Raw genomic sequence first — 26,591 nt, 5'->3', positions numbered from 1 at the left:
CCCCAGCCAGCGGGCGCCGCGGCTGCGCCTACCGCACCAAGTGAATGGTGCTATTGATTCAAGAGCTGCCAACGCTTACCCAGTAAGCGCCAGAGCCCGATTGGGCCCAAACCAGGGCAATCCACCAACGCCCCCGCCCACCCAAGCCAGCAGACGCCGTGGATCCGGCTTCGCCGGTCCAGTGGCGTCGTCCCCCTTCCCGAATGGCGCAGCCATTCGAGAGAAGGGGGAAGCCGCGTAAGCGGCGCAGGGGGTTGCCCCTCTAGTGCCCCCGCATCTTGGTGCGCAGGCGCGCGATGGCCTGGCTGTGCAGCTGGCACACGCGCGATTCGGTCACGCCCAGCACGGCGGCGATTTCCTTGAGGTTCATGTCCTGCTCGTAGTACATGCCCATGATGTACTGCTCGCGCTCGGGCAGCGCCTTGATGGCGGCCACCAGCGAGGCGCGCAGGCGCTGGTCGCGCAGCACGGCCATGGGGTCGGCGTCCTCGTCGGCGACGTGGCGGTCCAGAAAACCTTCCTCGTCGTCGTCGCCGTGGTGCATGTCCTCCAGGTAGACCAGCTGCGTGCCGCGCACCTTGCCCAGCAGGCTCTGGTAGTCGGGCAGGCTCATACCGAGCTCCTGGGCGATCTCGGATTCCAGCGGGCTGCGGCCCAGGCGCTGCTCGGCGCGGCGCAGGGCCTGCTCGATCTCCTTTTGGCTCTTGCGCGAGCTGCGGCTCATCCAGTCGCCGCCGCGCAGCTCGTCGAGCATGGCACCGCGGATGCGCTGGCTGGCAAAGGTCTCGAACTGCACGCCCTGCGCGACCTCGTAGCGCGACAGCGCGTCGGTCAGGCCGATCATGCCGACCTGGATCAGGTCGTCCAGCTCCACGTTGGGCGGGAGCTTGGCGATCATGTGGTGGGCGATGCGGCGCACCAGCGGCAGGTGCTGGGCGAGCAGTGCATCGCGGTCGAGCTGGCCTTTCGCGGTGTACATGGTGGCGTTCAGTGGCTCTGGTCCGAAAGGGTGGGGGCCGGGTCCATGGTGCATGCGTTCTCCAGCAGCTGCAAGGCCAGGCGCTGAATGTCCTGCACCCGCCCGGCGGCAATCGCCGTGGTGTGCAGCTGCAGGCCCAGGTGGCTGAGCGCGCTGCGCTGCAGTGTGTCCAGCGCCTCGGCTGTCTGCCGCCCGGGCGTCTGCACCTGCGGCGGGCGGATGGAGGCCACCGTGCAGCGGGGCAGGCCGGCGTGCAGCGCCAGGTGCTTGAGCTGGCGGTAGCTGGCCACCATGCCCTGGGCGCCCGGCCCGGTCATGACCAGCGGCACGCTGCGGCTGGCACGCAACAGCGGCGCCAGCAGCTCGGCGCCGGCATACAGCACGGCCACGGCGTAGCTGCGAAACAGCCCGGCGATCAGCGGCAAAGCCGCCTGGCCGGCGTGCGGCGCATGGGCCAGCCGGGCCAGTCCGCGCGCGGCAGGCACCACGGCCAGCGCGGCGCCGGGAGCGGCGTCCGCGCCGCCGGGCCAGGGCAGGCCGTCGAGCAGGTGCAGCAGGCCGGGGGCGCGCTCGCTTTCCTGCGCCGTGCCGTCCAGCACCACGGGCGGGTAGGACAGGCGCTGCAGGGCCGAGCACAGCTGCCACAGCATCTCCAGCTCGACGCTGCCGGCGCCGGGCTGGCTGACCACGGGCAACAGGCGCAGCTGCTGCTCGGGCGCAAAGCCCTGCAGGCCGGTGGCCTGGTGGACGGGGGTATCAAGCCACATCGACCAGCCCCTGCTCGCCGGCCGCAGCGGCAGCGGGCGAGAAGAAGAAGTTGAGTTCGGCCTCCTTGGGGTCGAACGCGGAGCGCACGCTGGTGCGCATGGAGGCGCCGACCAGCTTGCGCGCGTCGGCAGCTTCCCAGTCCTCGGGCACGCGCTGGCCGTTGGTCACGCCGCGCAGCACCATCTGGTGGCGGATCAGCGCGTCCAGCGCCGGGCCCAGCTTCACGGCTTCGTCCACCTTGGACAGGATGGCCTGCTGCGTGCCGGCGGTCTTGAAGCCGGTGAACACGTCGTCCAGCGTGTCGCCGTGGCTGCTGGCGTTGAGCACCAGCAGGCGGTTCACGCCGGGCAGCTCCAGCACGTCCAGCAGGTCGCGCTTGCGCGGGTCGCGCGGGGCCACGCCGGTGGTGTCGATCAGCACCATTTTCTTGTTGGCCAGCAGGCCCAGCAGGTCCTGCAGCGCGGCGCGGTCGTGCGCCAGGTGGGCCACCACGCCCAGCATGCGGCCGTAGGAGCGCAGCTGCTCGTGCGCGCCGACGCGGTAGGTGTCCAGCGTGATCAGGCCCACGCTGCCCGGGCCGTGGATGCGTGCGCACAGCGCGGCCAGCTTGGCGGTGGTGGTGGTCTTGCCCACCCCGGTGGCGCCCACCATGGCCCAGATGCCACCTTGCTCGTACAGCGGCACGCTGGCGGCGTCGGTGCGCAGGTTGCGCTCCAGCACGTCCATCAGCCAGCGCACGGCGTCGGCGGCGCCCAGGTGCTCGGGCAGGTGCTCCAGCACGGCGCGCGACAGCGCGGGCGAGAAGCCCGCCCGGATGAGCTTGAGCATCAGGTTGGACTGGATCGGGTTCTGCCGCGCCTGCCCCAGCCAGGCCAGGGTGTTGAAGCGCTCCTCGATCAGGTCCTTCATGGACTGCAGCTCCTTCATCAGGTGCTGCTGGCCGTTGGCCGCGGCCAGCGTGGGCGCGGCGGCGGCGGGCGCCGGCTGGGGCCGGCGCGCCGTAGGCGTGTTGATCTGCTCGGCTCCCAGCGCGGCATGCATGGCCGGGCGCAGCGGGTTGTGGCGGGGCAGCTGGGGGGCAGCAGCGACAGGCGCGGGCGGCTCGAAGGCCGGGGCGCTGGCGCGGGCGAAGGTGGGCTGCGGCGGCTCGGGCAGCGCGGCCGGGGCCGTGCCGTTCATGGCCTCGTGGCGGCGGCGCAGCATGCGCTCGCGCACGTAGTCCTGGAAGGACAGGGTGCTCATGGCCAGCTGCTCGGTGTCCTGCGCGACGGCGCTGCGGGCGGGGGTGGGCTGCGGACGCGCGGCGGCGGGGCGCTGCTGCTGCAGGCGCACGGGGCTGGCGGCCAGGTCGGCGGCGCGCTCCTGCAGGCGGCTGGCCGGGGCGGCAGCGGCGGTGGGCACGTGCGCCTCGCCGGCCTGCAGCGTGGACAGGGTGTCCTCGGCGGTGGCCATGACCTCCACGCCGCCGGCGACCTGGCGGTTGGACAGGATCAGCGTGCCGTCGCCGAAGGCCATGCGCGCCTTGGCCAGGGCCTCGCGGGCGGTGGGTGCGGTAAAGCGTCGGATGTTCATGCTGTTGCGCCTTGGAGGATGGGGCCGATGCGGATGGTGTGGGTTTCAGGGATTTCGCTGTGCGCCAGCACCTGCAGGCGCGGCGCCACGCGGCGCACCAGGCGGGCGATGGAGCTGCGGATGGCGTCGGGCACCAGCAGGCAGGCGGGCAGGCCCAGCTCTTCCTGCTTCATGGCGACCTGGGCGGCCTTTTGCGTCAGCAGGTCGGCCACGCCGGGGTCCAGCGCCGGGCTGGCGGCATTGCCCAGGGCCTGCATCAGCAGGCGCTCCAGGCCGGGTTCGATGGCGATCACGCTCAACTCGCGCGCCGGGCCGTAGATCTGCTGCACGATGGCCGGGGCCAGGGCGATGCGCACGCGGCGCGCCAGCTCGGCCGGGTCCTGCGTGCTGCCGGCATGCTCGGCCAGCGTCTCGATGATGGTGCGGATGTCGCGGATGTGCACGGACTCCTCCAGCAGCAGCTGCAGCACCTTCTGGAAGGTTGTGATGGAGACCAGCTTGGGCACGACTTCCTCGATCAGTTTGGGGGCCAGGCGCGTCACGTGTTCCACCAGCTGCTGCGTCTCGGTACGCGACAGCAGGCGTGCGGCCTGCACTTGCATCAAGTGTGACAAATGGGTGGCCATCACGGTTTCCGGATCAACGACGGTAAAACCGGCCATTTGCGCGGCTTCGCGCTGACCCGCGTCGATCCACTTGGCCGGCAGGCCGAAGGCCGGGTCGGTGGTGGCGGTGCCAATCAGCGGGGTGGTGATGCCCCCCGGGTTGATGGCCAGGAACATGCCGGGGAAGGCCTCGCCCTCGCCCACCACCACGCCGCGCAGCAGGATGCGGTAGGCGCTGGGCTTCAGTTCCAGGTTGTCGCGCACGTGCACGGCCGGCGGCAGAAAGCCCACCTCCTGGGCGAACTTGCGCCGCACGCCCTTGATGCGCGTGAGCAGGTCGCCCTGGCGGTTCTTGTCCACGAGGGCGATCAGGCGGTACCCCAGCTCCAGGCCGAGCAGGTCCACGGGCTGCAGGTCGTCCCAGCTGGCCTCGCCGTCGCTGGCCGGTGCGGGCGGGGCCTCTTCGACTGGCGCGGGCCGGCGCTGGCGCTGCAGCACCAGCCAGGCCACCCAGCCCAGGGCCGCGCCCATGATCAGAAACACGGCGTGCGGCATGCCCGGGATCAGTCCCAGCAGCACCAGAATGCCGCCGGTGACGCCCAGCACGCGCGGCGACATGAACAGCTGCTGCACGATCTGCTGCCCCATGTCGTTGTCCTTGCCCACGCGCGAGATCACCATCGCGGCGGCCACGGAGATGAGCAGGCCCGGGATCTGCGCCACCAGCGCGTCGCCCACCGCCAGCAGGATGTAGCTGTCGGCCGCGTCGCCCGCCGACAGCCCGTGCGACAGCATGCCGATGGCGAAGCCGCCGATGATGTTGATGATCAGGATCAGGATGCCGGCCACGGCGTCGCCGCGCACGAACTTGCTGGCGCCGTCCATGGAGCCGAAGAAGTTGGCCTCCTCCTGCACCTCGGCACGGCGGCGCTTGGCCTCTTTTTCGTCGATCAGGCCGGCGTTCAGGTCGGCATCCACGGCCATCTGCTTGCCGGGCATGGCGTCCAGCGTGAAGCGCGCCGAGACCTCGGCGATACGCTCGGCACCCTTGGTCACCACCACAAAGTTGATGACCACCAGGATGGCGAACACGATCAGGCCCACGGCGAAGTTGCCGCCGATCAGGAAGTGCCCGAAGGCCTCGATCACCTTGCCGGCCGCGCCCGGGCCGGTGTGGCCGTCCAGCAGCACCACGCGGGTGGAGGCCACGTTCAGCGACAGCCGCATCAGCGTGGTCAGGAGCAGTACCGAAGGGAAGGCGGCGAAGTCCAGCGGCCGCAGCATGTACGCCGCCACCATCATCACCATCAGCGCCACGGCGATGTTCAGGGTGAAGAAGGTGTCCAGCAGCCACGCGGGAATAGGCAGCACCATCAGCGCCAGGATGGCCACCACCAGCAGCGGCGCGGCCAGGCCCTGCAGCATGGGGCGGCTGTTGCCAGCCCACTGGCGGACGGAGTTCATCGGGGAAGCGGTCATGGTCGTCGTGCGTTACTCGGCGGGGGTGGCACGCGCGCCGCGGCGGCGCGCGGCCGGGCGCTGCGCCTGGGGCGAGTGCGGGTCCAGCTCGGGGGGGACTTGCGGGTCGGGCAGTTCGCCCGGCATGCGGCCTTCGCCGCGCAGCGCGGCCTTCAGGCGGTAGACATAGGCCAGCACCTGCGCCACCGCGGTGTACAGCTGGGCGGGGATGGGCTGCTCCAGCTCGGCGTGGGCATACAGCGCGCGCGCCAGCATGGGCGACTGCAGCACCGGCACGCCGTGTGCCTGCGCCACCTCGCGGATCTTGAAGGCCAGCAGGTCCGTGCCCTTGGAGACCACCTGCGGCGCGCCCATGGCGGCCTCGTCGTACTTGAGCGCCACGGCGTAATGCGTCGGGTTCATGACCACGAAGTCGGCCTTGGGCACGGCGGAGATGCTGGCCCGGTCGGCGATCTCCCGCGCGCGCTGGCGCATGCGGCCCTTGAGCTGCGGGTTACCGTCGCTTTCCTTGTGCTCCTGCTTGACCTCCTCATGGCTCATCTTCAGGCGCGACTTGAAGAAGTAGGCCTGCAGCGGCACGTCCACCACGGCGAACAGGAACACCACCAGCAGCAGCAGCGCCGCCCCGGAAACCAGCCACTGCCCGGCCATGCGCAGCGCCACCGGCGAGGGCTGCAGCACCAGCGCGGTCATGGTCTGCAGGCTGTCGCCCATGATCTTCCAGGCCACGAAGGCCAGGATGGCCGTCATCAGCACCATCTTGGCCACGTTGGCCAGTTGCTGCTTGGAAAACAGGTTGGCCGCGCCCTTGAGCGGGTTGAGCCGGTTGAACTGCGGCGAGATGGGTTTGAAGCTGAAGACCAGACCGCCCGCGCCCACGCCCGCCAGCAGGGCGGCGGCGCTGGTCAGCACGGCGAACAGCGCGCTGCCGGCCACGCCCAGCACCACCGCGGGTTTCAGCCGCGCCAGCATCTGGGCCGGGGCCTGCACGGTGGCTGCGTCGAACACCAGGCTCTGGCGCAGCGTGCGCTCCAGGTATTCGACGAACCAGGGCGCCAGCAGCAGCAGCGCCAGCCCGCCCACGCCCAGGATGGCCAGGTGCGAGAGATCGCGCGAGCGCGCTGCCTGCCCGTCCTGGCGGGTCTTTTGCAGCTTGCGCTCGGTAGCGGGAAGGTTTTTGTCCTGGCTGGAGTCCATGGTGGCGTGACTTTGCGGGTCACGCCATTGTCGGAAGCGGCAGGAAAAGCTAAAGCCCGAATAGAGGGGCCGGGGGGGCGTATCTCACGGCACTCCAGCCATCGGGGGAATCGTCAAAATTGATAGCTGCCCGCGCTTGATTGGCGGGCGCTGGAGGCCGATTTGGCTTGAAATTCCGTGGTCAGAACCCCAAACTGGCCAGCAGATCGTCCACCTGCGACTGGCTGGTCACCACGTCGGCCGCGGCCTCGGGGTTGACCACCGGGCCCTGCAGGCGCTCGTTGCGCGGCTCGGCGGCAGGTGGCGGGGTGGCGCCGGGCGGGGCGGTCTGCAGCAGCAGCTGCACCAGCTGCTCCTCGATGGTGGCGGCCAGGTTGACCACGCGCGCGATCACCTGCCCGGTGAGGTCGTGAAAATCCTGGGCCATCATGATCTCGGTCAGGTGCGTATCCGCCTCCTGCGTGACGCGCTCCACGTCGGTCAGGAAGTTGTAGATATCGCCCTTGGCCACGGCGGCCACCGGGTCGGCCACCAGGGCGGTGACCACGCGGCGCGTCTCGCTGGCGATGTAGTCGTGCTGCGCCTTGGCCTGCTCCACGCGGCCCAGCACCTTCTCGGCCGCCTCGCCCGTCAGCCGGGCAATGTAGGACAGGCGGCTTTGCGCGTCGGGCAGCTCGCCCATGGTGCCGCGCAGCTGGTCGGCATAGCCCAGCTCGTTGAGTGCGGTGTGCAGCTGGCGCGTGAGCTGGCCTATCTTGAGATGGACGTCCTGCTCGCCCTCGGCGGGGCTGCTGCTGGCTTCCTCCATGGCTTACATCCCCATCTTCTTGAGGATCAGGTTGACCTTTTCCTCCAGGGTGGCCTTGGTGAAAGGCTTGACGATGTAGCCGGCGGCACCGCCCTGGGCGGCGGCGACGATGTCTTCCTTGCGCGCCTCGGCAGTGACCATCAGCACCGGCAGGTGCTTGAGCTTGTCGTCCTGCTTGATCTCGCTGAGCAGCTGAAAGCCGTTCATGTTGGGCATGTTGATGTCCGTGACCACGAAGTCGAACTTGCTGTTGCGCAGCTTGTTGAGCGCGGCCACGCCGTCCTCGGCCTCGTCGGCGTCGGCAAAGCCGCTTTCCTTGAGCAGGTTGCGCACGATGCGCCGCATGGTGGAAAAGTCGTCAACGATCAGAAAACGAAGGGCAGAAGACACGAAGGACCCTTTCGGTCGGAATTGCAGTAGCGGGCTATTGTGGGGAAGCTGCGTCGGCGTGACAAGTTGTTACTCATCCGGCGCCGCCGAGGCAGGATTGTCCGGGTTTTTGTCGCCGGCGGGTTTCAGAGGGATTAGCCCGGCCGGCTTACCCAGCAGGCGCTCCTCCGCCTCGTGCGTCAGCACGGTGATGGTGATGCGCCGGTTGACGGCGGCGCGCGGGTGCTCGGGCTCCAGCAGGTCGCTGGCGGCCAGGCCCACCACGCGCCCGAGCTTGCCGTCGGGCATGCCGGCGGCCACCAGTTCGCGGCGCGAGGCGTTGGCTCGGTCGGCCGACAGCTCCCAGTTGCTGTAGCCGCGCTCGCCGTTGCCGTAGGGCGCGGCATCGGTGTGGCCGGCTAGGCTGATGCGGTTTTCGACCCCGCCCAAGGCGGCGCCGATCTCGCGCAGGATGTCGCGCATATAGGGTTTCACCAGGGCGCTGCCGCTGTCAAACATGGGCCGCGCCTGGTCGTCCACGATCTGGATCTGCAGGCCGTCGGGCGTCACGTCGATGCGGATCTGCGAACGGTATTCATTCAGGCGCGGGTTCTCGGTGATCAGGGCGTCGATCTTGGCCTGCAGCGCCTTGATGCGCTGGGCGTCGAGCCTGGCACGCTCGGCACGCGCCGTCTCCAGGCTGGTGCGGCGGTTGGTGGCGCTGTCGTCGTCGGAGCGGCGCACCTGGCCATGCACCTTGGACAGGTCGTTGCCCCCGCCCGGGATGATGCTGGAGCTGTTGCCCGCCCCGTCGCCGCCCTGCATCGACACCTTCAGCGGCGACGAAAAATACTCCGCGATGCCCTGCAGCTCGCCCTTGGCCGTGGAGCCCAGCAGCCACATGAGCAAAAAGAACGCCATCATGGCCGTCACGAAGTCGGCATAGGCGATCTTCCACGCGCCGCCGTGCGGGGCGTGGCCGCCTTTCTTGACGCGCTTGATGATGATGGGCTGGAGTTTCTTCTCGGCCATATTCAGCGCTCCCCGAGCCTGCACGTCGCCCGCAACGCACCAAACCGGCGCAGGCCAGGCCAGCGGGCGGCCAGCAAGGGCCGGCCCGCGGCATAGGCCGTCGTCCCTCTCGGGGGGAAAGCGCGAAACGACTCAGGGGGGGTCATTTCTTGCCCTTGACGTGGGCTTCGAGCTCGGCAAAGCCCGGGCGGTCGCCTGAGAACAGCACCTTGCGGCCAAACTCGATGGCCGTGGCTGGGTTGTAGCCCTGCATGCTGGCCAGCAGCGTGGATTTGATGCAGGCAAATTCCTTGGCGGCGTCCTCGGCGCGCTGCTCCAGCAGGCCGGCCAGCGGCTCCACCGCGCCGTAGGCCAGCAGGATGCCCAGGAAGGTGCCTACCAGCGCCGAGGCGATCATGCCGCCCAGCACCGCCGGGGGCTGGCCCACCGAGCCCATGGTGTTCACCACGCCCAGCACGGCGGCCACGATGCCGAAGGCCGGCAGGGCGCCGGCCAGGCGCGTGAGCGCGGCCACGGGGGCGTGCGTTTCCTGGTGGTGCGTCTCGATCTCGCTGTCCATCAGCGACTCGATCTCGTGGGCGTTCAGGTTGCCCGAGACCATCATGCGCAGGTAGTCGGTGGTGAACTCGATCACGTGGTGGTCGCTGCCCACGGTGGGGAATTTCTTGAACAGCTCGGACTTTTCCGGCTCTTCCACGTCCTGCTCGATGGCCATCAGGCCTTCCTTGCGCGCCTTTTGCAGGATTTCATAGAGCATGGCCAGCAGCTCCATGTAGCGCGCCTTGGTGTACTTGTTGCCCTTGAGCACCTTGGGCAGCGAGGCGAACGTGGCCTTCAGCACCTTGGGCTGGTTATTCACGATGAAGGCGCCCAGGGCGGCGCCGCCGATGGTGATCATTTCAAAGGGGAGGGCCTCCAGCAACACCTTGATGTTGCCGCCGTGGGCGATGAACACCCCGAAGACGGCGCCGAAGGTGATGAGGTAGCCGAGGATGACGAACATGCTTCGTTTGGAAGAGGGCCATCCCTAAGGGCGGCGTGGCGCGCCGGGGCAGCGCGGAAGGTCAGTGTTTCGGATTGTGGCAGGCAAAAATAAAGGATTGCATTTGCACGCGGCGCGGCCTCCGCCCACCGCGTGCGGCTGGGTATATGGGTAAAAACCGGCTCCGGCGCTTATCCATCAAGTGTCAGCAGCTATTGAAAATATAGCGAAACCAGTTCGTTGCCCCCTCAACCCTTGAGCAGTGCCAGCACGCCCTGCGGAATCTGGTTGGCCTGGGCCACCATGGCGGTGCCGGCCTGCTGCAGGATCTGGGTGCGCGACAGGTTGGCCGTTTCGGCCGCGAAGTCGGCGTCCTGGATGCGGCTGCGCGAGGCGGACATGTTTTCCGACGAGGTGTTCAGGTTGGCAATGGCCGTTTCAAAGCGGGCCTGCAGGGCGCCGAAGCTGGCGCGCTGGCCGTTCACGGCGGCTAGGGCGGAGTCGATGATCTTCAGAGCCTTGGTGGAACCGTCGACTGTGGATACATCGATCTGATCTACGGAATTGAGCGTTGCCGTTGTAGTGCCAGTCCCGAATGCGTTGACTACGGGCGCAGTTACCGCGCCGCTGACCGTGCTGAACCCCTTGTCGGAGGAGAGCTGCACCGTGCCCGATGCCGTAACGCCAAGCCCAACAGTTGCAAGGCCAAGACCTGCTGCCGAAACAGGAGCAGCAAAAGTGCCGTCGCTTTTAGCTGCTGCTAGCTCAACGCTTGAAGCTGCAGCTGCAGAATTGTTCACCAAGCGGATGTTGTCGCCGGCTTCGTTAGTCAGGGTAATCTTGCCTTCGGTGAGCTTGGCGGTGACACCCGTTTGCGAAGAGACATCATTGATCGCCTTTACGGCTTCATTCAGGTTCCCTCCGGAGACACTGAAACTGACATTAGCTGCTGTCTTATTGCTCGATTCGATTGCCAGTGAATAGGCGCCGTCTATCAGCCCCAGTTGCGCCAATGTACGCGCAGAAGCGCTCACGCCGGTTTTCTCGGTCTGACCATTGATGGCTGCAGCAATCTCTGCTGCACTGTCGGTTGCGGCCAGCCCTTGGATCGTGGCCGACTCCAAACCATTGATAGTCAAGGCTGTACCAATTTGGGGAGTAACTGCAGTGCCTCGCGCTGCACTATCGTCTGCAACAGCCTGCCCCGCTGAGTTCATCAATTGAGCACCATATGTGCCGGTGCGGAAGTTGCCTGTGGTGGCCGTGATGGTTTGGTTGGCGTTGGCCCCCACCTGGAACGTGGCCGAGCCGAACGAGCCGTCGAGCAGCTTCTGGCCGTTGAACTCGGTCGTCACCGCCATGCGGTCCAGCTCGGACAGCAGCTGGCCCACTTCGGCCTGGATGGCCTTGCGGTCGCTGGCCGAGTTGGTGGCGTTGGCCGACTGCACCGCCAGCTCGCGCACCCGCTGCAGGATGTTGCCGGCGCCAGCCAGCGCGCTTTCAGCCACCTGCGACAGCGAGATGCCGTCGTTGGCGTTGCGCGCCGCCTGGTTCAGGCCGCGGATTTGCGCCGTGAAGCGCTCGGAGATGGCCAGGCCGGCGGCATCGTCCTTGGCGCTGTTGATGCGCAGGCCCGACGACAGGCGCTGAATCGAGGTGTTGAGCGAACCCTGGCTCACGCCCAGGTTGCGCTGGGCGGTGAGCGAGGCGACGTTGGTGTTGATCGTGGATGCCATGGCAAGACTCCTGCGGGGCTTCGGTTCGGTGGGTGCTGCCAGCTAAGGGCAGCAGCCCTGGCGGCGGACGGTGGGAGACGATGCTGGCGATTGTGGTGACGCGCCGCCGCGGCGTTGGCGCGATAAACGGCGCAAAAACCGGCCAATCCGTGCGTTAGCGCCCTAAAGTTTTCCAAGCACGATCCGAAAACACATTCAACGGGACGTTTGAAACAAGGAGTGACGCCCCGCCGTTCCACAGCAAGGCCCACACAGGCACTGGGAACCCGCGCTGCTCAGGGATTGAGAGGCGCAGACGGCGGCAACGCCACATTCCAGCCACTTCTTTTGCAGGAGATTTGCAATGGCTTCCACCATCAACACCAACGTCGCCTCGCTCACCGCCCAGCGCAACCTGGGCATCAGCCAGAACTCCCTCAACACCTCCATCCAGCGCCTCTCGTCGGGCCTGCGCATCAACAGCGCCAAGGACGATGCCGCCGGCCTGGCCATCTCCGAGCGCTTCACCAGCCAGATCCGCGGCCTGAACCAGGCGGTGCGCAATGCCAACGACGGCATCTCGCTGGCCCAGACGGCCGAAGGCGCACTGAAGGCCTCGGGCGAGATCCTGCAGCGCGTGCGCGAGTTGTCGGTGCAGTCGGCCAACGCCACCAACTCGGCGTCCGACCGCAAGGCCATCCAGGCCGAAGTGGGCCAGCTGCTGTCCGAAATGGACCGTATCTCGCAAACCACCGAGTTCAATGGACAGAAGCTGCTGGATGGCTCGTTCGGCTCGGCCACTTTCCAGGTGGGCGCCAACGCCAACCAGACGATCACGGCCACTACGGGCAACTTCCGCACCTCCACCTATGGTGCGCAGTTGATGCAATCGAAGGGCCAGACGGTCGTCGATACGACGGCTGGCACGGAAGTGAAGCCAGCCATCGGTACCTCGGTGGACATCAACGGCCTGGAGAAAGCCAGTGTCACTCTTGGCGCTAACGATAGCGCGGCCACCGTGGCTTCCAAGGTGAACGAGAAGGCGGAGAAGACCGGTGTCACGGCTTCGGCACGCAATGTGTCGCAGCTGTCGGACCTTCAGGCAGGCCAGTCTTATTCGCTCGCCATCACGTCGAGCAACACGACGGCCGCCAACGTGACGTTCAGCGTATCCGCAGGGGGCGACCTGAGCGAGGCGGTGAAGGCCATCAATGATGTGTCTTCGCAGACGGGGGTCACTGCCAAGCTGGCTGAGGGCAAGATCACGCTGACCAATGAGGCGGGCGACAACATCCGCCTGGTCAACAACTCTGCAGCCGCTGCCGCCACCTTCAAGCTGGCCGCGTCGGATGGCGCCGGCGGCTTCGGCGCGGCTTCCGCGGCGGTGGCTAACGGCGGGTTCGGCGCCACTACCACGGGGACCGTGGAGTTGAACTCCGACAAGGGCTTCAGCACGGCTGTCGCTACGGCTGCCACTGGGGGTGCAGTAGACGTATTTCCCGGGACCTCGGCTGCAGCGAAGCTCAATTCGGTGGACCAGATCGACGTTTCCACGGTCGATGGCGCCACCAAGGCGCTGAAGATCATCGACTCCGCCCTGGCCGCCGTGAACAGCCAGCGCGCCAGCTTCGGTGCCCTGCAGTCGCGTTTCGAGACCGCAGTGAACAACCTGCAAACCTCGGCCGAGAACATGTCCGCCTCGCGCAGCCGCATCCAGGACGCCGACTTCGCGGCCGAAACCGCCAACCTGTCGCGCACGCAGATCCTGCAGCAGGCCGGCACCGCCATGGTGGCCCAGGCCAACCAGCTGCCCCAGGGCGTGCTGGCCCTGCTGCGCGGCTGATGAAGAAGGCATGAAGGCCGGGCCGGCTGGCCCAGGCCACTAGATAAGGCGCGGCGGTGGCATCAGTCACCGCCGCGCCTTGCCGTTTGGCAGGCCGGCGTGGTGGATTGGGGGCTTTCTGCCCCTCTTATCGCTGGCACCTGAAGCGGCAACGGCTTCGATAATGTCTGGCGTCGCGCGCTATGGGCGCCACGTCGGAACACATACAGGCAAAGGAGTGGAGTCATGGCAAGCTTTTCATCGATCGGCATTGGCCTGGGGGGCAACGTCGATGTCAATGCGCTGATCAAGGCTTCGGTCGATGCCGTCAAGATACCCATCACCAAGACCGGCGGCCTGCAGCAGCAGGCGGCGCTGACCAACTCCAAGGTCTCGGCGTTCGGGCAGTTCAAGTCGCTCGTCTCCACCCTGGCCGACGCCGCCGGCAAGCTGACCAGCGTGACGGGCTGGAATGGCGCCAAGGCTTCGTCCTCCAACGCCGAGGCGGTCAGCGTCAGCGCCTCGGGCGGCGCGGCGGCCACGTCTTTCAGCGTGCAGGTGCAAAGCCTGGCCACGGCGCAGTCGTCGATGTCTGCAACCATTGCGGCCAAGCAGACGGTGGGGGCGGGCACGCTGAGCCTGCAGGTGGGCGGCTGGGCGGGCGAGCCCAAGGCATTCACCGCGGGCACTGCCGCGGCGGTGAACATCGAGGTCAGCGCCACCGACACGCTGGCCGATGTGGCCAGCAAGATCAATGGTTCCAAGGCGGGCGTCACGGCCACCATCCTCACGGATGCGCAAGGCGAGCGGCTGCTGCTGCGCAGCTCTGCCACAGGCGAAGAGGCCGGCTATCAGCTGTCGGTGCAGGACGCCGATGGCGAAAACACCGACAACGCCGGCCTGTCGCGCCTGGTGGCGGGCATGAGCACCGAGTACGCGAAGAACGCCAGCGCCACGGTCAACGGGGTGGCCGTGAGCTCTGCCACCAATGCCTTCTCCGACACGGTGGCGGGGGTGACGTTCACAGCCCAGAAGGTGACGACCGAGCCGGTGACCATCACCGTGAGCAAGGACACCTCGGCCGTCAAGAAGAACATCGAGGACTTCGTTGCTGCGTATAACGCCGTCAACAGTGCGCTGAATGCCGCCACCAAGTACGACAAGGAAACCCAGACCAGCGCGTTGCTACAGGGCGACTCCACGGTGGTTGCTCTGCAAAATACGCTGCGCTCGGCCCTGCAGGCGGTGACGGGCTCGGGCGCGCTGCGCAACCTGTCGGCCGTGGGCGTGATTTCTGCGGGTGGCCTGGGGGCGGGCAATGTCTCGCCCGATGGTTCGCTGGAGCTGGACGCCACCAAGTTCAACAAGGCCATGGAAGACCCGGATGCGGTCAAGACCTTCTTCCGCGGCCCTGATGGCGGCAATGTGGCAGATGGCTTTGCCGGCAAGTTCAAGGCCGTGACGGACAAGCTGCTGGCTGCCGACGGCTTCTTCGCCACCAAGACCAAGACGTATGAGAACGCGCTCAAGCTCAACGCCAAGGAGGTCGAGCGCATCCTGGACCGTGCCGATCGCACCGAAAAAAGCCTGCAGCAGCGCTACACGGCGCTGGACACCAAGATGGCGTCGCTGAATGCGCTCAACGCCTACATCTCCCAGCAGGTGGCGACCTGGAACAAGTCCTCCAGCTGACGCGCAGGCCTTCAGTTTGCCGGCCAACTGCCGATAGATAGAGCAAGAGTCCAGCCTAGAGGAACACCGCCATGTTCACCCCGTTCGGCGCCAGATCCGCCAGCGCCTACCAGCGCATCAATGTCGAGACCAGCATGCACACCATCGACCAGCACCAACTGGTCAGCCTGCTGTATGAAGGGCTGATGTCCTCCATCGCCACGGCCCGCGGGGCGCTGGCGCGCGGCGATGTGCTGACCAAGTGCAACAGCGTCGCCAAGGCCGTGCGCATCCTCGAAGAAGGCCTGCTGACGGCGCTGGACCGGCAGGCCGGCGGCGAGGTGGCGGCCAACCTGGAGGCGGTGTACGACTACGCGCTGCGCCGCCTGATCCTGGCCAACGCACGCAATGACGACGCCATGCTGCAGGAAGTCATGGGCCTGATCGAGCCCATCGCCCTGGGCTGGAAGGAAATGAAAAACAACAAGGAAGCGGCCAACGAGGCGGTGCACCCTGCACTGGCGGAGGCCTGAGACATGCCCGAAATGCTCATCGACTACTACAAGGCCATCGAAGCCAGCAGCGCCCGGATGCTCGAAGCCGCCAAGCTCAAGGACTGGGACGAGGTGGTGCGTTGCGAGGGCGCCTGCGCGGTGCTGATCGAGCAGCTGCGCTTTCAGGCCGGCCAGCAGGAGCTGGCGCCCGAGCACCGCAAGGAAAAGACCCGCATCATGCAGCGCATCCTGCGCAACGACGCGCAGATCCGCATCCTGGCCGAGCCCTGGATGGCGCAGTTCGAGCACCTGTTCGAGGGCCAGCCGCAGGTAATGCACTGACTTTCGCGCGGCCCCCCGGGGCACGATGCGGCGTGGTGGCGCCGCCGTGCCTTGGTTCACCACTCCAAGGGTTTCAAGGGCGCAAAAAAAAGCCGGCACCGCAAGGTGGCCGGCTTTTTGTTTTATGAGTAAAAAGTGGCTCTAGCGCTTATGCAGCAAGCGCGAGCAGCTATGAAAAAATGAGTGATGGCAGGCCTTACACCTGCATGTTCATGATGTCGGTATAGGCCTGCACCATGCGGTTGCGCACGTGCAGCGTGGCCTGAAAGCCGATCTGCGCCTTTTGCATGGCGACCATGGTTTCCTCGAGGCTGACGTTGGGGTTCTCCAGCTGCACCTCCTGCTGCAGGGCGCCGGAGCGGTTCTGGGCGCTGCTGACGGACTGCAGGGCGTCCTTGAAGGCGGTGGCAAAACCGCCCTCCAGCCCACCCGTTCCTGGTTGAGGGGCGGTGGCGCGGCGGGCAAGCTGGGTGCCCGTCAAGGGGGCGGTGGTGCTGGAGATGCGCAGATCCATGGTGGCGGGCTCCGGTCGAAGTGGGGCCAATACGAAAAAACTGGCGCCATCGTAGGGCGCCAAGGCGCTGCCCATGGGTGGGAAATGATGGCCAAAGGCGCGCTTTATCGGGCGAACGGCGGCCGGGGGCGGCTTCCATAATCGCCGCACCGCCCATGGTCCGTGCCACGGGCGGCCCCCTTGTTCCTACCGCTGCCCACGATGACCACCGCCGTTGCCGAAGTTCCTGCCGTACCGACCCCCGCCGCCGCGCCGGGCCTGCTGCAGCGCCTGGGTGGCCTGGATCGGGCCGCGCGCTTGCGCTGGGGTGCGCTGGCCGCGCTGCTGGTGGTGGCGGCCATCGGCGCCTTCTTCTACAGCCGCCAGCCCGACTACCGGGTGCTGTTCGCCGGCGTGAACGACAAGGACGGCGGCGCCATCGTGGCGCAGCTGGCCCAGATGAACGTGCCCTACAAGTACAGCGAGGGCGGCGGCGCCATCCTGGTGCCGGCCGAGCGCGTGCACGACGTGCGCCTGCGCCTGGCCACGCAGGGCCTGCCCAAGGGTTCGGTCACCGGTTTCGAGGTGATGGAAAACAGCCGCTTCGGCGTCACGCAGTTTCAGGAGCGGCTGAATTTTCAGCGCGGGCTGGAGGGTGAGCTGACCCGCTCCATCCAGGCGCTGGCTTCGGTGCAAAGCGCCCGGGTGCATCTGGCGCTGCCCAACCAGAACGGCTTTTTCCGCGAACAGCAGAAACCCTCGGCCTCGGTGCTGGTCAGCTTGTATCCCGGACGTTTTCTGGACCGCGCGCAGCTCGCCGGCATCGTGCATCTGGTGGCCTCCAGCGTGCCTGAGCTGGCGCCGTCGGCCGTCAGCGTGCTGGACGACACCGGCAAGCTGTTGTCGCAGTCGCCAGACGGCGCCTCCGGCGCCAGCGTGGACGCGCAGCAACTGGCCTACGTGCAGCAGATCGAGGCGCAGTACACCCGCCGCATCGTCGACCTGCTGGAGCCGGTGGTGGGCCGGGGCAACGTGAAAGCCCAGGTCACCGCCGAGGTGGACTTCACCCAGACCGAATCGACCGTCGAGCAGCACCGCCCCAACCTGTCGCCCGACGCCAGCGCCGTGCGCAGCCAGCAGGTGGTGGAAACCGGCGGCGTGCCCGGCAGCCAGCCGCCCGCCGGCGTGCCCGGCGCGGTGAGCAACCAGCCGCCGCAGGCGGCCGGCGCTCCCGTCAACGGCCCGGCGCCGCAGCTTGCGGCCGCGGGCGGCGGTGGGCAGGGCACCAACCCGACCAAGCGCGAATCGGTGACCAACTACGAGGTGGACAAGACCACCCAGGTCACGCGCGGCAGCACCGGTGCCATCAAGCGCATGAACGCGGCCGTGGTGGTCAACTACGCCAGCGTGAGCGAAGGCGCCGGCAAGCCGGCCACGGCCAAGGCACTGTCGCCCGAGCAGATCGAGCAGATGACGGCTCTGGTGCGCGAGACCATCGGCTTCAACAAGGAGCGCGGCGACTCGGTCAACCTGATGAACGCCCCCTTCCTGGTGGAGGAGGTTCCTCCCGGCGAGCTGCCGCTGTGGAAGCAGCCCGAGGTGCGCGAGCTGGCTACCACCCTGGCCTGGCCCCTGGGAATCTCGCTGGCCGCGGCGCTGGTACTGATCGGTGTGCTGCGCCCAGCCCTCAAGGCGCGCGCCCGCAGCAAGGAGCTCGCCCTGGCCCGGGTGGCCAGCGGCAAGGTGGACGCACTGGAGGCCGAGAGCCTGCAGCGCCCGGCCCTGCCGGGGCCCGACCAGGCGCTGGAGCTGCAGCCCACGCCCGAGCAGCAGCGCCTGGACAACGCGCGTACCCTGGCGCGGGAGAATCCCGTGGCCGTGGCCAGCATTTTGAAGACCTGGGTCAACGGCGAATGACGCCCCGGCCCGCCAACGACGCTTACGACAGCTGGGTGATCTATGGATGAGCAAGGGTTGAACGACGCGGCCATCATGCTGATGTCGCTGGGCGAGGAGGAGGCCGCCGAGGTCTTCAAGCACCTGTCGCCCAAGGAGGTGCAAAAGCTGGGCGAGACCATCGCCCGCATGCGCACCGTCTCGCGCGAGAAGGTCGATGAGGTGCTGGGCCGTTTCACCAACGACGCGGCGGCGCAGAGCCTGCTGGTGTCGGACACCAGCAACTACGTGCGCGCCGTGCTCAAGCGCGCCCTGGGCGACGACAAGGCGGCGCTGCTGATCGACCGCATCCTGCAGGGCGGCGACGTCTCGGGCATCGAAAGCCTGAAGTGGATGGACCCGCTGTCGGTGGCCGAGCTGCTGCGCAACGAGCACCCGCAGATCGTCGCCGCCATCCTGGTGCACCTGGATCCCGACCAGTGCTCGGCCATCCTGATGCACCTGTCCGAACGCCAGCGCGGCGAGGTCATGCTGCGCATCGCCACCATCGAGGGCATCCAGCCCACGGCGCTCAAGGATTTGAACGAGGTGCTGTTCCGCGTGCTGGCGGGTGGCGACAAGGTGCGCAAGAGCTCGCTGGGCGGCGTCAAGGCCGCCGCGGAGATCATCAACCTCATGGGCTCCGGCGCCGACGCCATCGTGCTGGAGGCCATCCGCAACCACGACGCCGACCTGGCCCAGAAGATCATGGACAAGATGTTCATCTTCGACGACATCGCCAAGCTGGACGGCCGCGCCATCCAGACGGTGCTGCGCGAGGTGGCCTCCGAGACGCTGGTCGTAGCCCTCAAGGGCGCGCAGCCGGAAGTGCGCGAGAAGATCCTGTCCAACATGTCCACGCGCGCCGCCGAGGCCATGCGCGAGGACCTGGAGTCGCGCGGCCCCATGCGCTTGTCCGAGGTGGAGGCGCAGCAGCGCGAGATCCTCAAGACCGTGCGCCGCCTGGCCGACGAGGGCCAGATCGCCCTGGCCAGCGGCGGCGACGATGCCTTCGTGTAACACCATGGCCAGCAGCAACCGCTACTACAGTCGCTTCATTCCGCGCGAGGAGGTGGGCGAGGTCACACAGTGGCAGTTCGGCGCCGTGGACGGCCTGCACGGCCAGGTGCTGGAGCCGCTCGCTGCGCCCTGTGCGCCGGCCGTCGTGGTGGAGGACGCCACTCCGCTGCCCGTGGTGGTGCCCGAAGATGAACACCTGCAGCTGCTGCAAAGCGAGCGCGAGCAGGCCCACGCGCAGGGCCTGGCCGAAGGCCGCGAGCAGGCCAGCCTGGAGTGGCAGCAGCGCATGGACGACTATGTGGCCGGCCAGGGCCGCGAGGCCGCCGAGCGCCTGGCACAGCTGACCCGTGCGCTGGAGGACAGCCTCGCCGGCCTGCAGCAGGGCATGGCGCAGGAGGTGCTGGCCCTGGCCTGCGACATCGCCCGCCAAGTCGTGCGCCGCGAGCTGGCCACCAACCGCGAGGCCCTGCTGCCCGTGGTGCGCGAGGCGCTGTCCATGCTGGCCAGCGAAAGCCGCCCGGCCACCGTGCGGCTGAACCCCGCCGACTGGCAGGCGCTGGAGCAGCCGCTGCGCGCCGCTCACCCGTCGTCCCGCATCCAGTGGCTGGCCGACGCCCATGTGCAGCCGGGCGAATGCATGGTCGAGTCCGAAGGCATGACGGTCGACGGTACGCTGGACAAGCGCTGGCGCCGGGCCATCGATGCCCTGGGCCTGACCGCCGTGTGGCAGGAGGCTGGCCATGCCGATTGAACCCGCCCCCGCCTGGCAGGACCTGGCCGCCCAGGCGCGCGCGCGCCTGGCCGAGCCGCTGCCGCTGGCTTCCCACGGCACGCTGACCCGCCTGACAGGGCTGGTGCTGGAGGCCGCCGGCATCCGCGCACCCGTGGGCTCGCAGTGCCAGGTGCGCATGGGCCAGGACGGCGAGCCAGTGCTGGCCGAGGTCGTGGGTTTTGCCGGCGACAAGGCTTATCTGATGCCGGCCGGCGACATCCACGGCCTGTCCAGCGGCGCCAGCGTGGCGCCGGCGCCGGCCTTCGTGCCCGCGCTGCGCCTGGGCGGCGCGCCCGAGGGTGATGGCGCCGCGGCCGCCGGCGTACTGCGCCTGCCCATGGGCGCCGGCCTACTGGGCCGCGTGGTCGATTCGCAGGGCCAGCCGCTGGACCACGGCGGCCCGCTGCAGGACGTGCGCGCCGAAGCCATGGACCGCAGCCCCATCAATGCCATGGAGCGCGACCCCGTGCGCCAGCCGCTGGATACCGGGGTGCGCGCCATCAATGCGCTGCTCACCGTGGGCCGGGGCCAGCGCCTGGGCCTGTTCGCCGGCTCCGGCGTGGGCAAGTCGGTGCTGCTGGGCATGATGGCCCGCTACACGCAGGCGGACGTGATCGTGGTCGGCCTGATCGGCGAGCGCGGGCGCGAGGTCAAGGAATTCGTCGAGGACATCCTGGGCGAGGCAGACCGCCACCGCGCCGTGGTGGTGGCCGCGCCGGCCGACGCTCCCCCCCTGCTGCGCATGCAGGGCGCCGCCTATGCCACGGCCATCGCCGAACACTTTCGCGACCAGGGGCTGCACGTGCTGCTGCTCATGGATTCGCTCACGCGCTACGCCATGGCCCAGCGCGAGATTGCCCTGGCCATCGGCGAGCCACCGGCCACCAAGGGCTATCCGCCCAGCTGCTTCGCCAAGCTGCCGGCGCTGGTCGAGAGAAGCGGCAACGGGCTGAACGGCGTGGGCTCGATCACCGCGTTCTACACCGTGCTGTCCGAGGGCGACGACCAGCAGGACCCGATCGCCGACGCGGCGCGCGCCATCCTGGATGGGCACATCGTGCTGTCGCGCGCGCTGGCCGAGGGCGGGCACTACCCGGCCATCGACATCGAGCAGTCGGCCTCGCGCGTCATGCACAACGTCGTGCCGCGCGAGCACTTCGACCTGGCGCGGCAGTTCCGCGCCGTGTACTCACGCTATCAGAAGAGCAGCGACCTGATCCAGGTCGGCGCCTACATGGCCGGGTCCGACCCGCAGCTGGACGAGGCCATCCGCCTGCAGCCCGGCATGGTGGCCTTTCTGCAGCAGAACATGTTCGAGGCCGCGCCCATGGAGAGCAGTGTCGCCGCCATGGACCAGGTGCTGCGGGGCGCATGAGCGCCGCTGCTTGAGATGAGTCACAAGAAAGGCTGACCCGCGCATGTCCTCCCTGCAGGCCTTCACCGTCGCCGTCGAACTGGCCGAGCGCCGGCGCGACGCCGCACGTCAGGCACTGCGCGACGTGCAAGGGGCGCGCGAGGCGGCGCAGGCGCAGCTGGAGCAGCTGTCCGGCTATGCGCAGGAGACGCAAAACCGCTGGGGCGCCAGCGAGGGCCGCACGCTCCAGCCCGAAGTCATGGCGCACCACTACCACTTCATGGGCCGGCTGGACCACGCCATCGGCCTGCAAAGCGGCGTGGTGGGCAGTCAGGACGTGCGCGTTGCCGGTGCCCGCCAGGTGCTGCTGCAGGCCGAGCTGCGCCTGGCCAGCCTGCGCAAGGTGCTGGAGCGCCGCCGCGCCGATCAGGCGCTGGCCGAGCAGCGCCGCGAACAGAAACAGACCGACGAGCGTGCCGCGCTGCGCCTGCGCGCCACGTATGACGCACAGGGCTAAGACATGGAACAGACAGGCATCAACCGCAGCACCCCCGCCCACGAGACACGCGCCACCCGCAGCGGCAAGGCCGGCGCGGCCGACCACTGCGCCACCGGGGCGGACGGCTTTGCCCTGCTGCTGGCTTCGCTGGGCGAGGAGAGCGAGGGCCTGGCATTGGACACGGCCCCCTGGGCCACCCCGGCGCAGGACGATGCGGCAGGACCAGCAGCGCTGCCGGGCCAGCAACCCGACGCGGCGACGCTGGCAGCCCTGCTGGGCGGCATGCAGCCGGGCGCAGCGCCCATGCCGCAGGACGGTGCAACGCAGCCACTGCAGTCGCTGACGACCCAGCAGGCAGCCGCCGTCACCGCCCTGAGCGAGCAGATCGGCCTGGGCCTGCAGCGCCCCGGCCAGGACACCCTGGTGGGCGAAACCGCGCTGCTCGACGGCGCAGCAGACACCGCCGCGTTGTCCGGCCCGGCCGGCGGCTTGCGCGCCGCCCTGGCGCGCGGTGCCCGCGCGGGCATGGCGGCCGACATCGATACCAGCAGCCAGAGCAGCCGCACCGGCGCCGTGGCGCGTGCCGCCGCGATCCAGGTCGGCACCACCGTCTCGGCGGCCCAGACACCCGCCACCCAGCAGGCGCCTGCAACCCAGGCCCAGCCGTTGAGTGCTCCCGAGCGGCGCGAGGCGCTGCAGCAGGGCCTGGTGGCGTTGGGCCGCACCCTGGGCGACGGCCCGGCGCTGGCGGGCGCAACCGGCCTGCAGGCCGCAGCGGCCGCTGCAGGCACGGGCACGGGGCCGACCGGCCGCACAGGCGACGGCCCGCAGGGCTACGGCAGCGCCGGGACCGAGGCGCCGCGCGACACGGCAGAGCTGGCCGCTGCGACCCCGGCCGACGGCGCCCAGCAGCCGGGGGCGGGCGACGCACAGGAGCAGTTGGCCGAGCGTGTGGCCTACTGGGTGCACCAGCAGACCCAGAGCGCCGCGCTGACGCTGGACCGCGACGGCCAGGCCGTGCAGGTGCAGGTCTCGCTCACCGGCGACCAGGCGCACATCGCCTTCACCAGCGACGAGGCCCAGGCCCGCCAGGCGCTGGACGCCGGCACGGCCGAGCTGCGTGCGCTGCTGCAGGAGCAGGGCCTGCAGCTGGCCGGCGTGACGGTGGGCGCTGGCGGCTCGAGTTCAGGACGCCAGCCGGGCAGTGAACAGGAGCGTGGCCGCGACGGCGTACGCCAGGGCACGGCGCGCGTGCAGGCCGCGGAACTGCCTGGCGGCGCGGCACGCGGCCAGGGGGCAGGGCGCTCCGAGCGCTCGGTGGACATCTTCGTCTAGCGCGTTCTAGCGCCCGAAAGGGCGCCGTTTCCGGTCGCTATTCTGGCTATCATGGACCGGGCCTCGGCCCAATAATCGCTCCATCTGCAGATGCCGCGCCCGCCGGGCGACGCGCTGCTCACCCTCCTGTTTCGCGCGTTCGCAGCGCCAGAAAGCCCTGTTGTGTCCGAGACCGCCCCTGCCCCCGCCAAGAGCAAGAAACTGATCATCATCCTCGCGGCCCTGGTGCTGCTGCTGGTGGTAGGCGGCGGCGCTGCCTGGGCGGTGCTGTCCAAGCGCGGCGGTGGTGAGGACGAAGAGGGCGCCGAGCGTCCCGCCCGGGCCGCCCAGGCTAGCAACCCGAAGGCGCCGCCCACCTACCTGCCCATGGACAACATGGTGGTCAACCTGGCCGACCCCGGCGGCGACCGCTTCGCGCAGATCGGCATCACGCTGGAGCTGGCCGACGCCAAGACGGCCGAACAGGTCAAGTCCTACATGCCCAGCATCAGGAGCAACATCCTGCTGCTGGTGTCGCAGCGCACCACCGACGACCTGCTGACGCGCGAGGGCAAGGAAAAGCTGGCCTCGGACGTGCGCGGCGAGGTCTCGCGCCCGCTGGGCTATTCGGTGCCCAAGCCGCGCAAGGCGCGCGCCAGCCGCGACGAGGATGACGAGGACGAGGATGAGCCCAGGCGCCGCCGGGTGGACGACAACCCCGTGCGCCAGGTGCTGTTTTCCAGCTTCATCATCCAGTGACCGGAGAAACCAGCCATGAGTGATTCCTTTCTGTCGCAGGAAGAGGTCGATGCCCTGCTCGAGGGCGTCACGGGCGAGAGCCAGAAGACCGTCAAGGAAGAGATCGAGGCGGGCGCCGTCCGCGACTACGACATCTCCAGCCAGGAGCGCATCGTGCGTGGGCGCATGCCCACCATGGAGATCGTCAACGAGCGCTTTGCCCGCAACTTCCGCATCGGCCTGTTCAACCTCATCCGCCGCAGCCCCGAGATCTCGGTGGGCACGGTCTCGGTGCAGCGCTACAACGCCTTTCTGCGCGAGCTGGCGGTGCCCACCAATTTCAACATCGTGGCGATTCGCCCATTGCGCGGCAGCGGGCTGATCGTGTGCGAGCCTTCGCTGGTGTTCGGCGTGATCGACACGCTGTACGGCGGCGCCGGCAAGTTCCAGACGCGCATCGAGGGGCGCGATTTTTCCGCCACCGAGCAGCGCGTGATCAACCGCCTGGTGGAGGTGATCTGCGCTGAATACAAAAAAGCCTGGCAGGGCATCTACCCGCTGGAGCTGGCTTATCAGCGCTCGGAGATGCAGCCGCAGTTCGCCAACATCGCCACGCCCAGCGAGATCGTCGTGTCCACGGCCTTCCAGCTGGAGATCGGCGACCTGTCCGGCGCCATCCACATCTGCATGCCCTACGCCACGCTGGAGCCGATCCGCGACGTGCTGTACTCCAGCGTGCAGGGCGACGCCATCGAGGTGGACCGGCGCTGGGTCAAGGTGCTGACGCGCGAGATCCAGGCGGCCGAGGTGACGCTGGTGGCCGAGCTGGCCCGCGCCGACGCCACGGTGGAGCAGCTGCTGGCCATGAAGCCGGGCGACTTCATCGAACTCGACCGCGAGCCGCGCATCCAGGCCTCCATCGGCGGGGTGCCGCTGTTCGAGTGCCAGTACGGCACGCACAACGCCAAGTACGCGATCCGCATCGAGGAATGCCTGCGCAATGCGGACGCCAGCTGGATGGGAGAAAAGAATGTCAACTGACGATCAGAACGATCTGCCCCCGGGCGATGGCGGCGCGGACGACCCGTTCGCCGGCTGGGCCGAGGCGCTGGAAGAGCAAAAGAGCGCCGACGCCGGCACCACCACCACGCTGGACGCCGAGCAGGGTGGCCCGCTCACGGGTGACGCCGTGCGCCCCTCCGCCGCGGCCAGCGACCCGGCGGTGCACGACATCAACATGGTGCTGGACATCCCGGTGCAGCTGTCCGTGGAGCTGGGCCGCACCAAGGTGCCCATCAAGTACATCCTGCAGCTGGCCCAGGGCTCGGTGGTCGAGCTGGACGCGCTGGCCGGCGAGCCCATGGACGTGCTGGTCAACGGCTACCTCATCGCCCAGGGGGAGGTGGTGGTGGTCAACGACAAGTTCGGTATCCGCCTGACCGACGTGGTCACGCCCTCCGAGCGGCTGCGCCGCGTCAGCCGAGGCTGAACGCGCATGGACGCAGGAGTGGGCATGGGCATGACGCAGACGCTGCTGGTCGTGGTGCTGTTCGTGGCGGCGCTGTCGGCGCTGCCCTGGCTGATCCGCCGGCTGCAGCAGCGCCACGCCGGCCTGCTGCCCGGCGGCGCGGGCGCGGCCAGCCGCGTGCTGTCCACCGTGGCCGTGGGGCCGCAGCAGCGCGTGGTCACCGTCGAGGTGGGCCCCGCCCACCAGCGCACCGTGCTGGTGCTTGGGGTGACGGCGCAGCAGGTCAGCTGCCTGCATGTGCTGCCCGCGGCCAGCTTCGCCGGCGAGATGGCGGCGGCGCGCGCCGCCCAGCCGGGCGACGTGGCGGCCCATGACTGAGCGCCGCCGCGGGCCTTGGCTAGCCCTTGCATTTGCGCTGATGCTGCTGGCCGCGCCGGCCGCCTGGGCCCAGGCCCAGGGGGGCGCTGCGCCGGCGGCGGGCGCGCTGCCGCTGGTGATCGGATCCGGCCCTGGCGGCACCAGCTATTCGGTGCCCATCCAGACGCTGCTGTTCTTCACGGCGCTGTCGTTTTTGCCGGCGGTGCTGCTCATGATGACGGGCTTCACCCGTATCGTGATCGTGCTGTCGCTGCTGCGCCAGGCCATCGGCACGCAGCAGGCGCCGCCCAACCAGGTGATCATCGGCCTGTCGCTGTTTTTGACCCTGTTTGTCATGGGCCCCACGCTGGACCGGGTGTACCAGGACGCCTACGTGCCCTACACCTCCAACGAGATCAGCTTCGAGCAGGCGGTGCAGCGGGCCGAAGTGCCCATGCGCGGCTTCATGCTCAAGCAGACGCGGCAGTCGGACTTCGCCCTGTTCGCCCGGCTGGCCAAGCTGGAGCCCTCGGTCACGGCCGAGACGGCGCCGCTGCGCGTGCTGGTGCCGGCCTTCGTCACCAGCGAGCTGAAGTCGGCCTTCCAGATCGGCTTCATGATCTTCATCCCGTTTTTGATCATCGACATGGTGGTCTCCAGCGTGCTCATGTCGCTGGGCATGATGATGCTGTCGCCGGTGCTGGTGGCGCTGCCGTTCAAGCTGATGCTGTTCGTGCTGGCCGATGGCTGGAACCTGCTCATCGGCTCGCTGGCCGCCAGCTTCGCCACCTGAAAAGGCTGCTTCG

The 26,591-nt window shown here is 68.5% G+C and carries 26 protein-coding genes; 15 read left to right on the top strand and 11 right to left on the bottom strand.

The features are described 5' to 3' along the window. Positions 1 to 262: 262 nt before the first annotated feature. The 10 genes from RT282_RS16935 to RT282_RS16890 all read right to left on the bottom strand — a co-directional run bounded on the left by RT282_RS16935 (position 263) and on the right by RT282_RS16890 (position 11,527). On the bottom strand, positions 263 to 979 hold the full coding sequence (locus RT282_RS16935) for an RNA polymerase sigma factor FliA (RefSeq protein WP_313316187.1): 717 nt from the start codon (positions 977 to 979) through the stop codon (positions 263 to 265). A gap of 8 nt (positions 980 to 987) precedes the next feature. Then, a complete protein-coding gene (locus RT282_RS16930; RefSeq protein WP_313316185.1) occupies positions 988 to 1,746 on the bottom strand; it encodes a hypothetical protein in 759 nt (252 codons plus the stop codon). Beyond that, positions 1,736 to 3,319 carry a flagellar biosynthesis protein FlhF gene (gene flhF / locus RT282_RS16925; protein WP_313316183.1) on the bottom strand — a complete coding sequence of 528 codons (1,584 nt, stop codon included), beginning with the start codon at positions 3,317 to 3,319 and terminating at the stop codon, positions 1,736 to 1,738. Before flhF ends, RT282_RS16930 begins: the two co-directional genes overlap by 11 nt. After that, the gene (flhA, locus tag RT282_RS16920) at positions 3,316 to 5,403 is read right to left on the bottom strand and encodes a flagellar biosynthesis protein FlhA (protein WP_313316181.1); all 2,088 of its coding nucleotides are present in this window, start codon (positions 5,401 to 5,403) and stop codon (positions 3,316 to 3,318) included. The genes flhF and flhA overlap by 4 nt, the downstream gene beginning before the upstream one ends. 12 nt (positions 5,404 to 5,415) lie before the next feature. Continuing rightward, positions 5,416 to 6,600 carry an EscU/YscU/HrcU family type III secretion system export apparatus switch protein gene (locus tag RT282_RS16915; protein ID WP_312758125.1) on the bottom strand — a complete coding sequence of 395 codons (1,185 nt, stop codon included), beginning with the start codon at positions 6,598 to 6,600 and terminating at the stop codon, positions 5,416 to 5,418. A 181-nt stretch (positions 6,601 to 6,781) separates the two neighbouring features. After that, positions 6,782 to 7,408 carry a protein phosphatase CheZ gene (locus RT282_RS16910; protein WP_313316179.1) on the bottom strand — a complete coding sequence of 209 codons (627 nt, stop codon included), beginning with the start codon at positions 7,406 to 7,408 and terminating at the stop codon, positions 6,782 to 6,784. Positions 7,409 to 7,411: 3 nt separating this feature from the next. Then, a complete protein-coding gene (cheY, locus tag RT282_RS16905; RefSeq protein ID WP_312307132.1) occupies positions 7,412 to 7,798 on the bottom strand; it encodes a chemotaxis response regulator CheY in 387 nt (128 codons plus the stop codon). Between the two features lie 69 nt (positions 7,799 to 7,867). Continuing rightward, complete coding sequence (gene motB / locus RT282_RS16900) at positions 7,868 to 8,809, bottom strand: flagellar motor protein MotB (protein ID WP_313316176.1); 942 nt, start codon at positions 8,807 to 8,809, stop codon at positions 7,868 to 7,870. Positions 8,810 to 8,951: 142 nt separating this feature from the next. Continuing rightward, positions 8,952 to 9,812, bottom strand: a complete 861-nt coding sequence (motA, locus tag RT282_RS16895; RefSeq protein WP_313316174.1) for a flagellar motor stator protein MotA — start codon at positions 9,810 to 9,812, stop codon at positions 8,952 to 8,954. Positions 9,813 to 10,039: 227 nt separating this feature from the next. After that, complete coding sequence (locus RT282_RS16890; protein WP_313316172.1) at positions 10,040 to 11,527, bottom strand: flagellin; 1,488 nt, start codon at positions 11,525 to 11,527, stop codon at positions 10,040 to 10,042. Positions 11,528 to 11,870: 343 nt separating this feature from the next. Here RT282_RS16890 and RT282_RS16885 point away from each other — a divergent pair, with 343 nt between their 5' ends. From RT282_RS16885 to RT282_RS16870, 4 genes are all read left to right on the top strand, one after another. Beyond that, a complete protein-coding gene (locus tag RT282_RS16885; RefSeq protein WP_313316170.1) occupies positions 11,871 to 13,349 on the top strand; it encodes a flagellin in 1,479 nt (492 codons plus the stop codon). A 225-nt stretch (positions 13,350 to 13,574) separates the two neighbouring features. Next, on the top strand, positions 13,575 to 15,020 hold the full coding sequence (fliD, locus tag RT282_RS16880) for a flagellar filament capping protein FliD (RefSeq protein WP_313316168.1): 1,446 nt from the start codon (positions 13,575 to 13,577) through the stop codon (positions 15,018 to 15,020). A gap of 71 nt (positions 15,021 to 15,091) precedes the next feature. Further along, positions 15,092 to 15,532 (top strand): flagellar export chaperone FliS, encoded by a 441-nt coding sequence (gene fliS, locus RT282_RS16875; RefSeq protein WP_313316166.1) that lies wholly within the window; start codon positions 15,092 to 15,094, stop codon positions 15,530 to 15,532. A 3-nt stretch (positions 15,533 to 15,535) separates the two neighbouring features. Beyond that, positions 15,536 to 15,835, top strand: coding sequence for a flagellar protein FliT (locus RT282_RS16870; RefSeq protein WP_313316164.1), 300 nt, complete (start codon positions 15,536 to 15,538; stop codon positions 15,833 to 15,835). A 196-nt stretch (positions 15,836 to 16,031) separates the two neighbouring features. On the opposite strand, the gene fliE is transcribed toward RT282_RS16870, so the two are convergent. Next, positions 16,032 to 16,349, bottom strand: a complete 318-nt coding sequence (gene fliE / locus RT282_RS16865) for a flagellar hook-basal body complex protein FliE (RefSeq protein WP_313316162.1) — start codon at positions 16,347 to 16,349, stop codon at positions 16,032 to 16,034. A gap of 201 nt (positions 16,350 to 16,550) precedes the next feature. Here fliE and fliF point away from each other — a divergent pair, with 201 nt between their 5' ends. From fliF to fliP, 11 genes are all read left to right on the top strand, one after another. After that, entirely contained in the window at positions 16,551 to 18,245 is a 1,695-nt protein-coding gene (gene fliF / locus RT282_RS16860) for a flagellar basal-body MS-ring/collar protein FliF (protein WP_313316160.1), read from the top strand. Between the two features lie 42 nt (positions 18,246 to 18,287). After that, a complete protein-coding gene (gene fliG / locus RT282_RS16855) occupies positions 18,288 to 19,283 on the top strand; it encodes a flagellar motor switch protein FliG (protein WP_312759453.1) in 996 nt (331 codons plus the stop codon). 4 nt (positions 19,284 to 19,287) lie between these two features. Beyond that, on the top strand, positions 19,288 to 20,034 hold the full coding sequence (locus RT282_RS16850; RefSeq protein ID WP_313316158.1) for a flagellar assembly protein FliH: 747 nt from the start codon (positions 19,288 to 19,290) through the stop codon (positions 20,032 to 20,034). Next, entirely contained in the window at positions 20,024 to 21,430 is a 1,407-nt protein-coding gene (gene fliI, locus RT282_RS16845) for a flagellar protein export ATPase FliI (RefSeq protein WP_313316156.1), read from the top strand. The genes RT282_RS16850 and fliI overlap by 11 nt, the downstream gene beginning before the upstream one ends. Positions 21,431 to 21,473: 43 nt before the next feature. Then, positions 21,474 to 21,926 carry a flagellar export protein FliJ gene (gene fliJ, locus RT282_RS16840; RefSeq protein ID WP_313316154.1) on the top strand — a complete coding sequence of 151 codons (453 nt, stop codon included), beginning with the start codon at positions 21,474 to 21,476 and terminating at the stop codon, positions 21,924 to 21,926. Positions 21,927 to 21,929: 3 nt separating this feature from the next. Next, a complete protein-coding gene (locus RT282_RS16835; RefSeq protein ID WP_313316152.1) occupies positions 21,930 to 23,243 on the top strand; it encodes a flagellar hook-length control protein FliK in 1,314 nt (437 codons plus the stop codon). A gap of 162 nt (positions 23,244 to 23,405) precedes the next feature. Beyond that, positions 23,406 to 23,981, top strand: a complete 576-nt coding sequence (gene fliL, locus RT282_RS16830; protein WP_312306647.1) for a flagellar basal body-associated protein FliL — start codon at positions 23,406 to 23,408, stop codon at positions 23,979 to 23,981. A gap of 15 nt (positions 23,982 to 23,996) precedes the next feature. Continuing rightward, complete coding sequence (gene fliM, locus RT282_RS16825) at positions 23,997 to 25,001, top strand: flagellar motor switch protein FliM (RefSeq protein WP_312306648.1); 1,005 nt, start codon at positions 23,997 to 23,999, stop codon at positions 24,999 to 25,001. Further along, complete coding sequence (gene fliN, locus RT282_RS16820) at positions 24,991 to 25,449, top strand: flagellar motor switch protein FliN (protein WP_312306649.1); 459 nt, start codon at positions 24,991 to 24,993, stop codon at positions 25,447 to 25,449. The genes fliM and fliN overlap by 11 nt, the downstream gene beginning before the upstream one ends. Before the next feature lie 6 nt (positions 25,450 to 25,455). Beyond that, positions 25,456 to 25,806 (top strand): flagellar biosynthetic protein FliO, encoded by a 351-nt coding sequence (locus tag RT282_RS16815; RefSeq protein WP_313316149.1) that lies wholly within the window; start codon positions 25,456 to 25,458, stop codon positions 25,804 to 25,806. Beyond that, positions 25,799 to 26,578: a flagellar type III secretion system pore protein FliP gene (gene fliP / locus RT282_RS16810; RefSeq protein ID WP_313316147.1), complete on the top strand. Its 780-nt coding sequence runs from the start codon at positions 25,799 to 25,801 to the stop codon at positions 26,576 to 26,578. The genes RT282_RS16815 and fliP overlap by 8 nt, the downstream gene beginning before the upstream one ends. Positions 26,579 to 26,591: the final 13 nt, after the last annotated feature.

Source organism: Pulveribacter sp., from assembly GCF_032079985.1.
Classification (GTDB): Bacteria; Pseudomonadota; Gammaproteobacteria; order Burkholderiales; family Burkholderiaceae_C; genus Melaminivora.
This window is presented reverse-complemented; position numbering and strand designations above follow the sequence as displayed.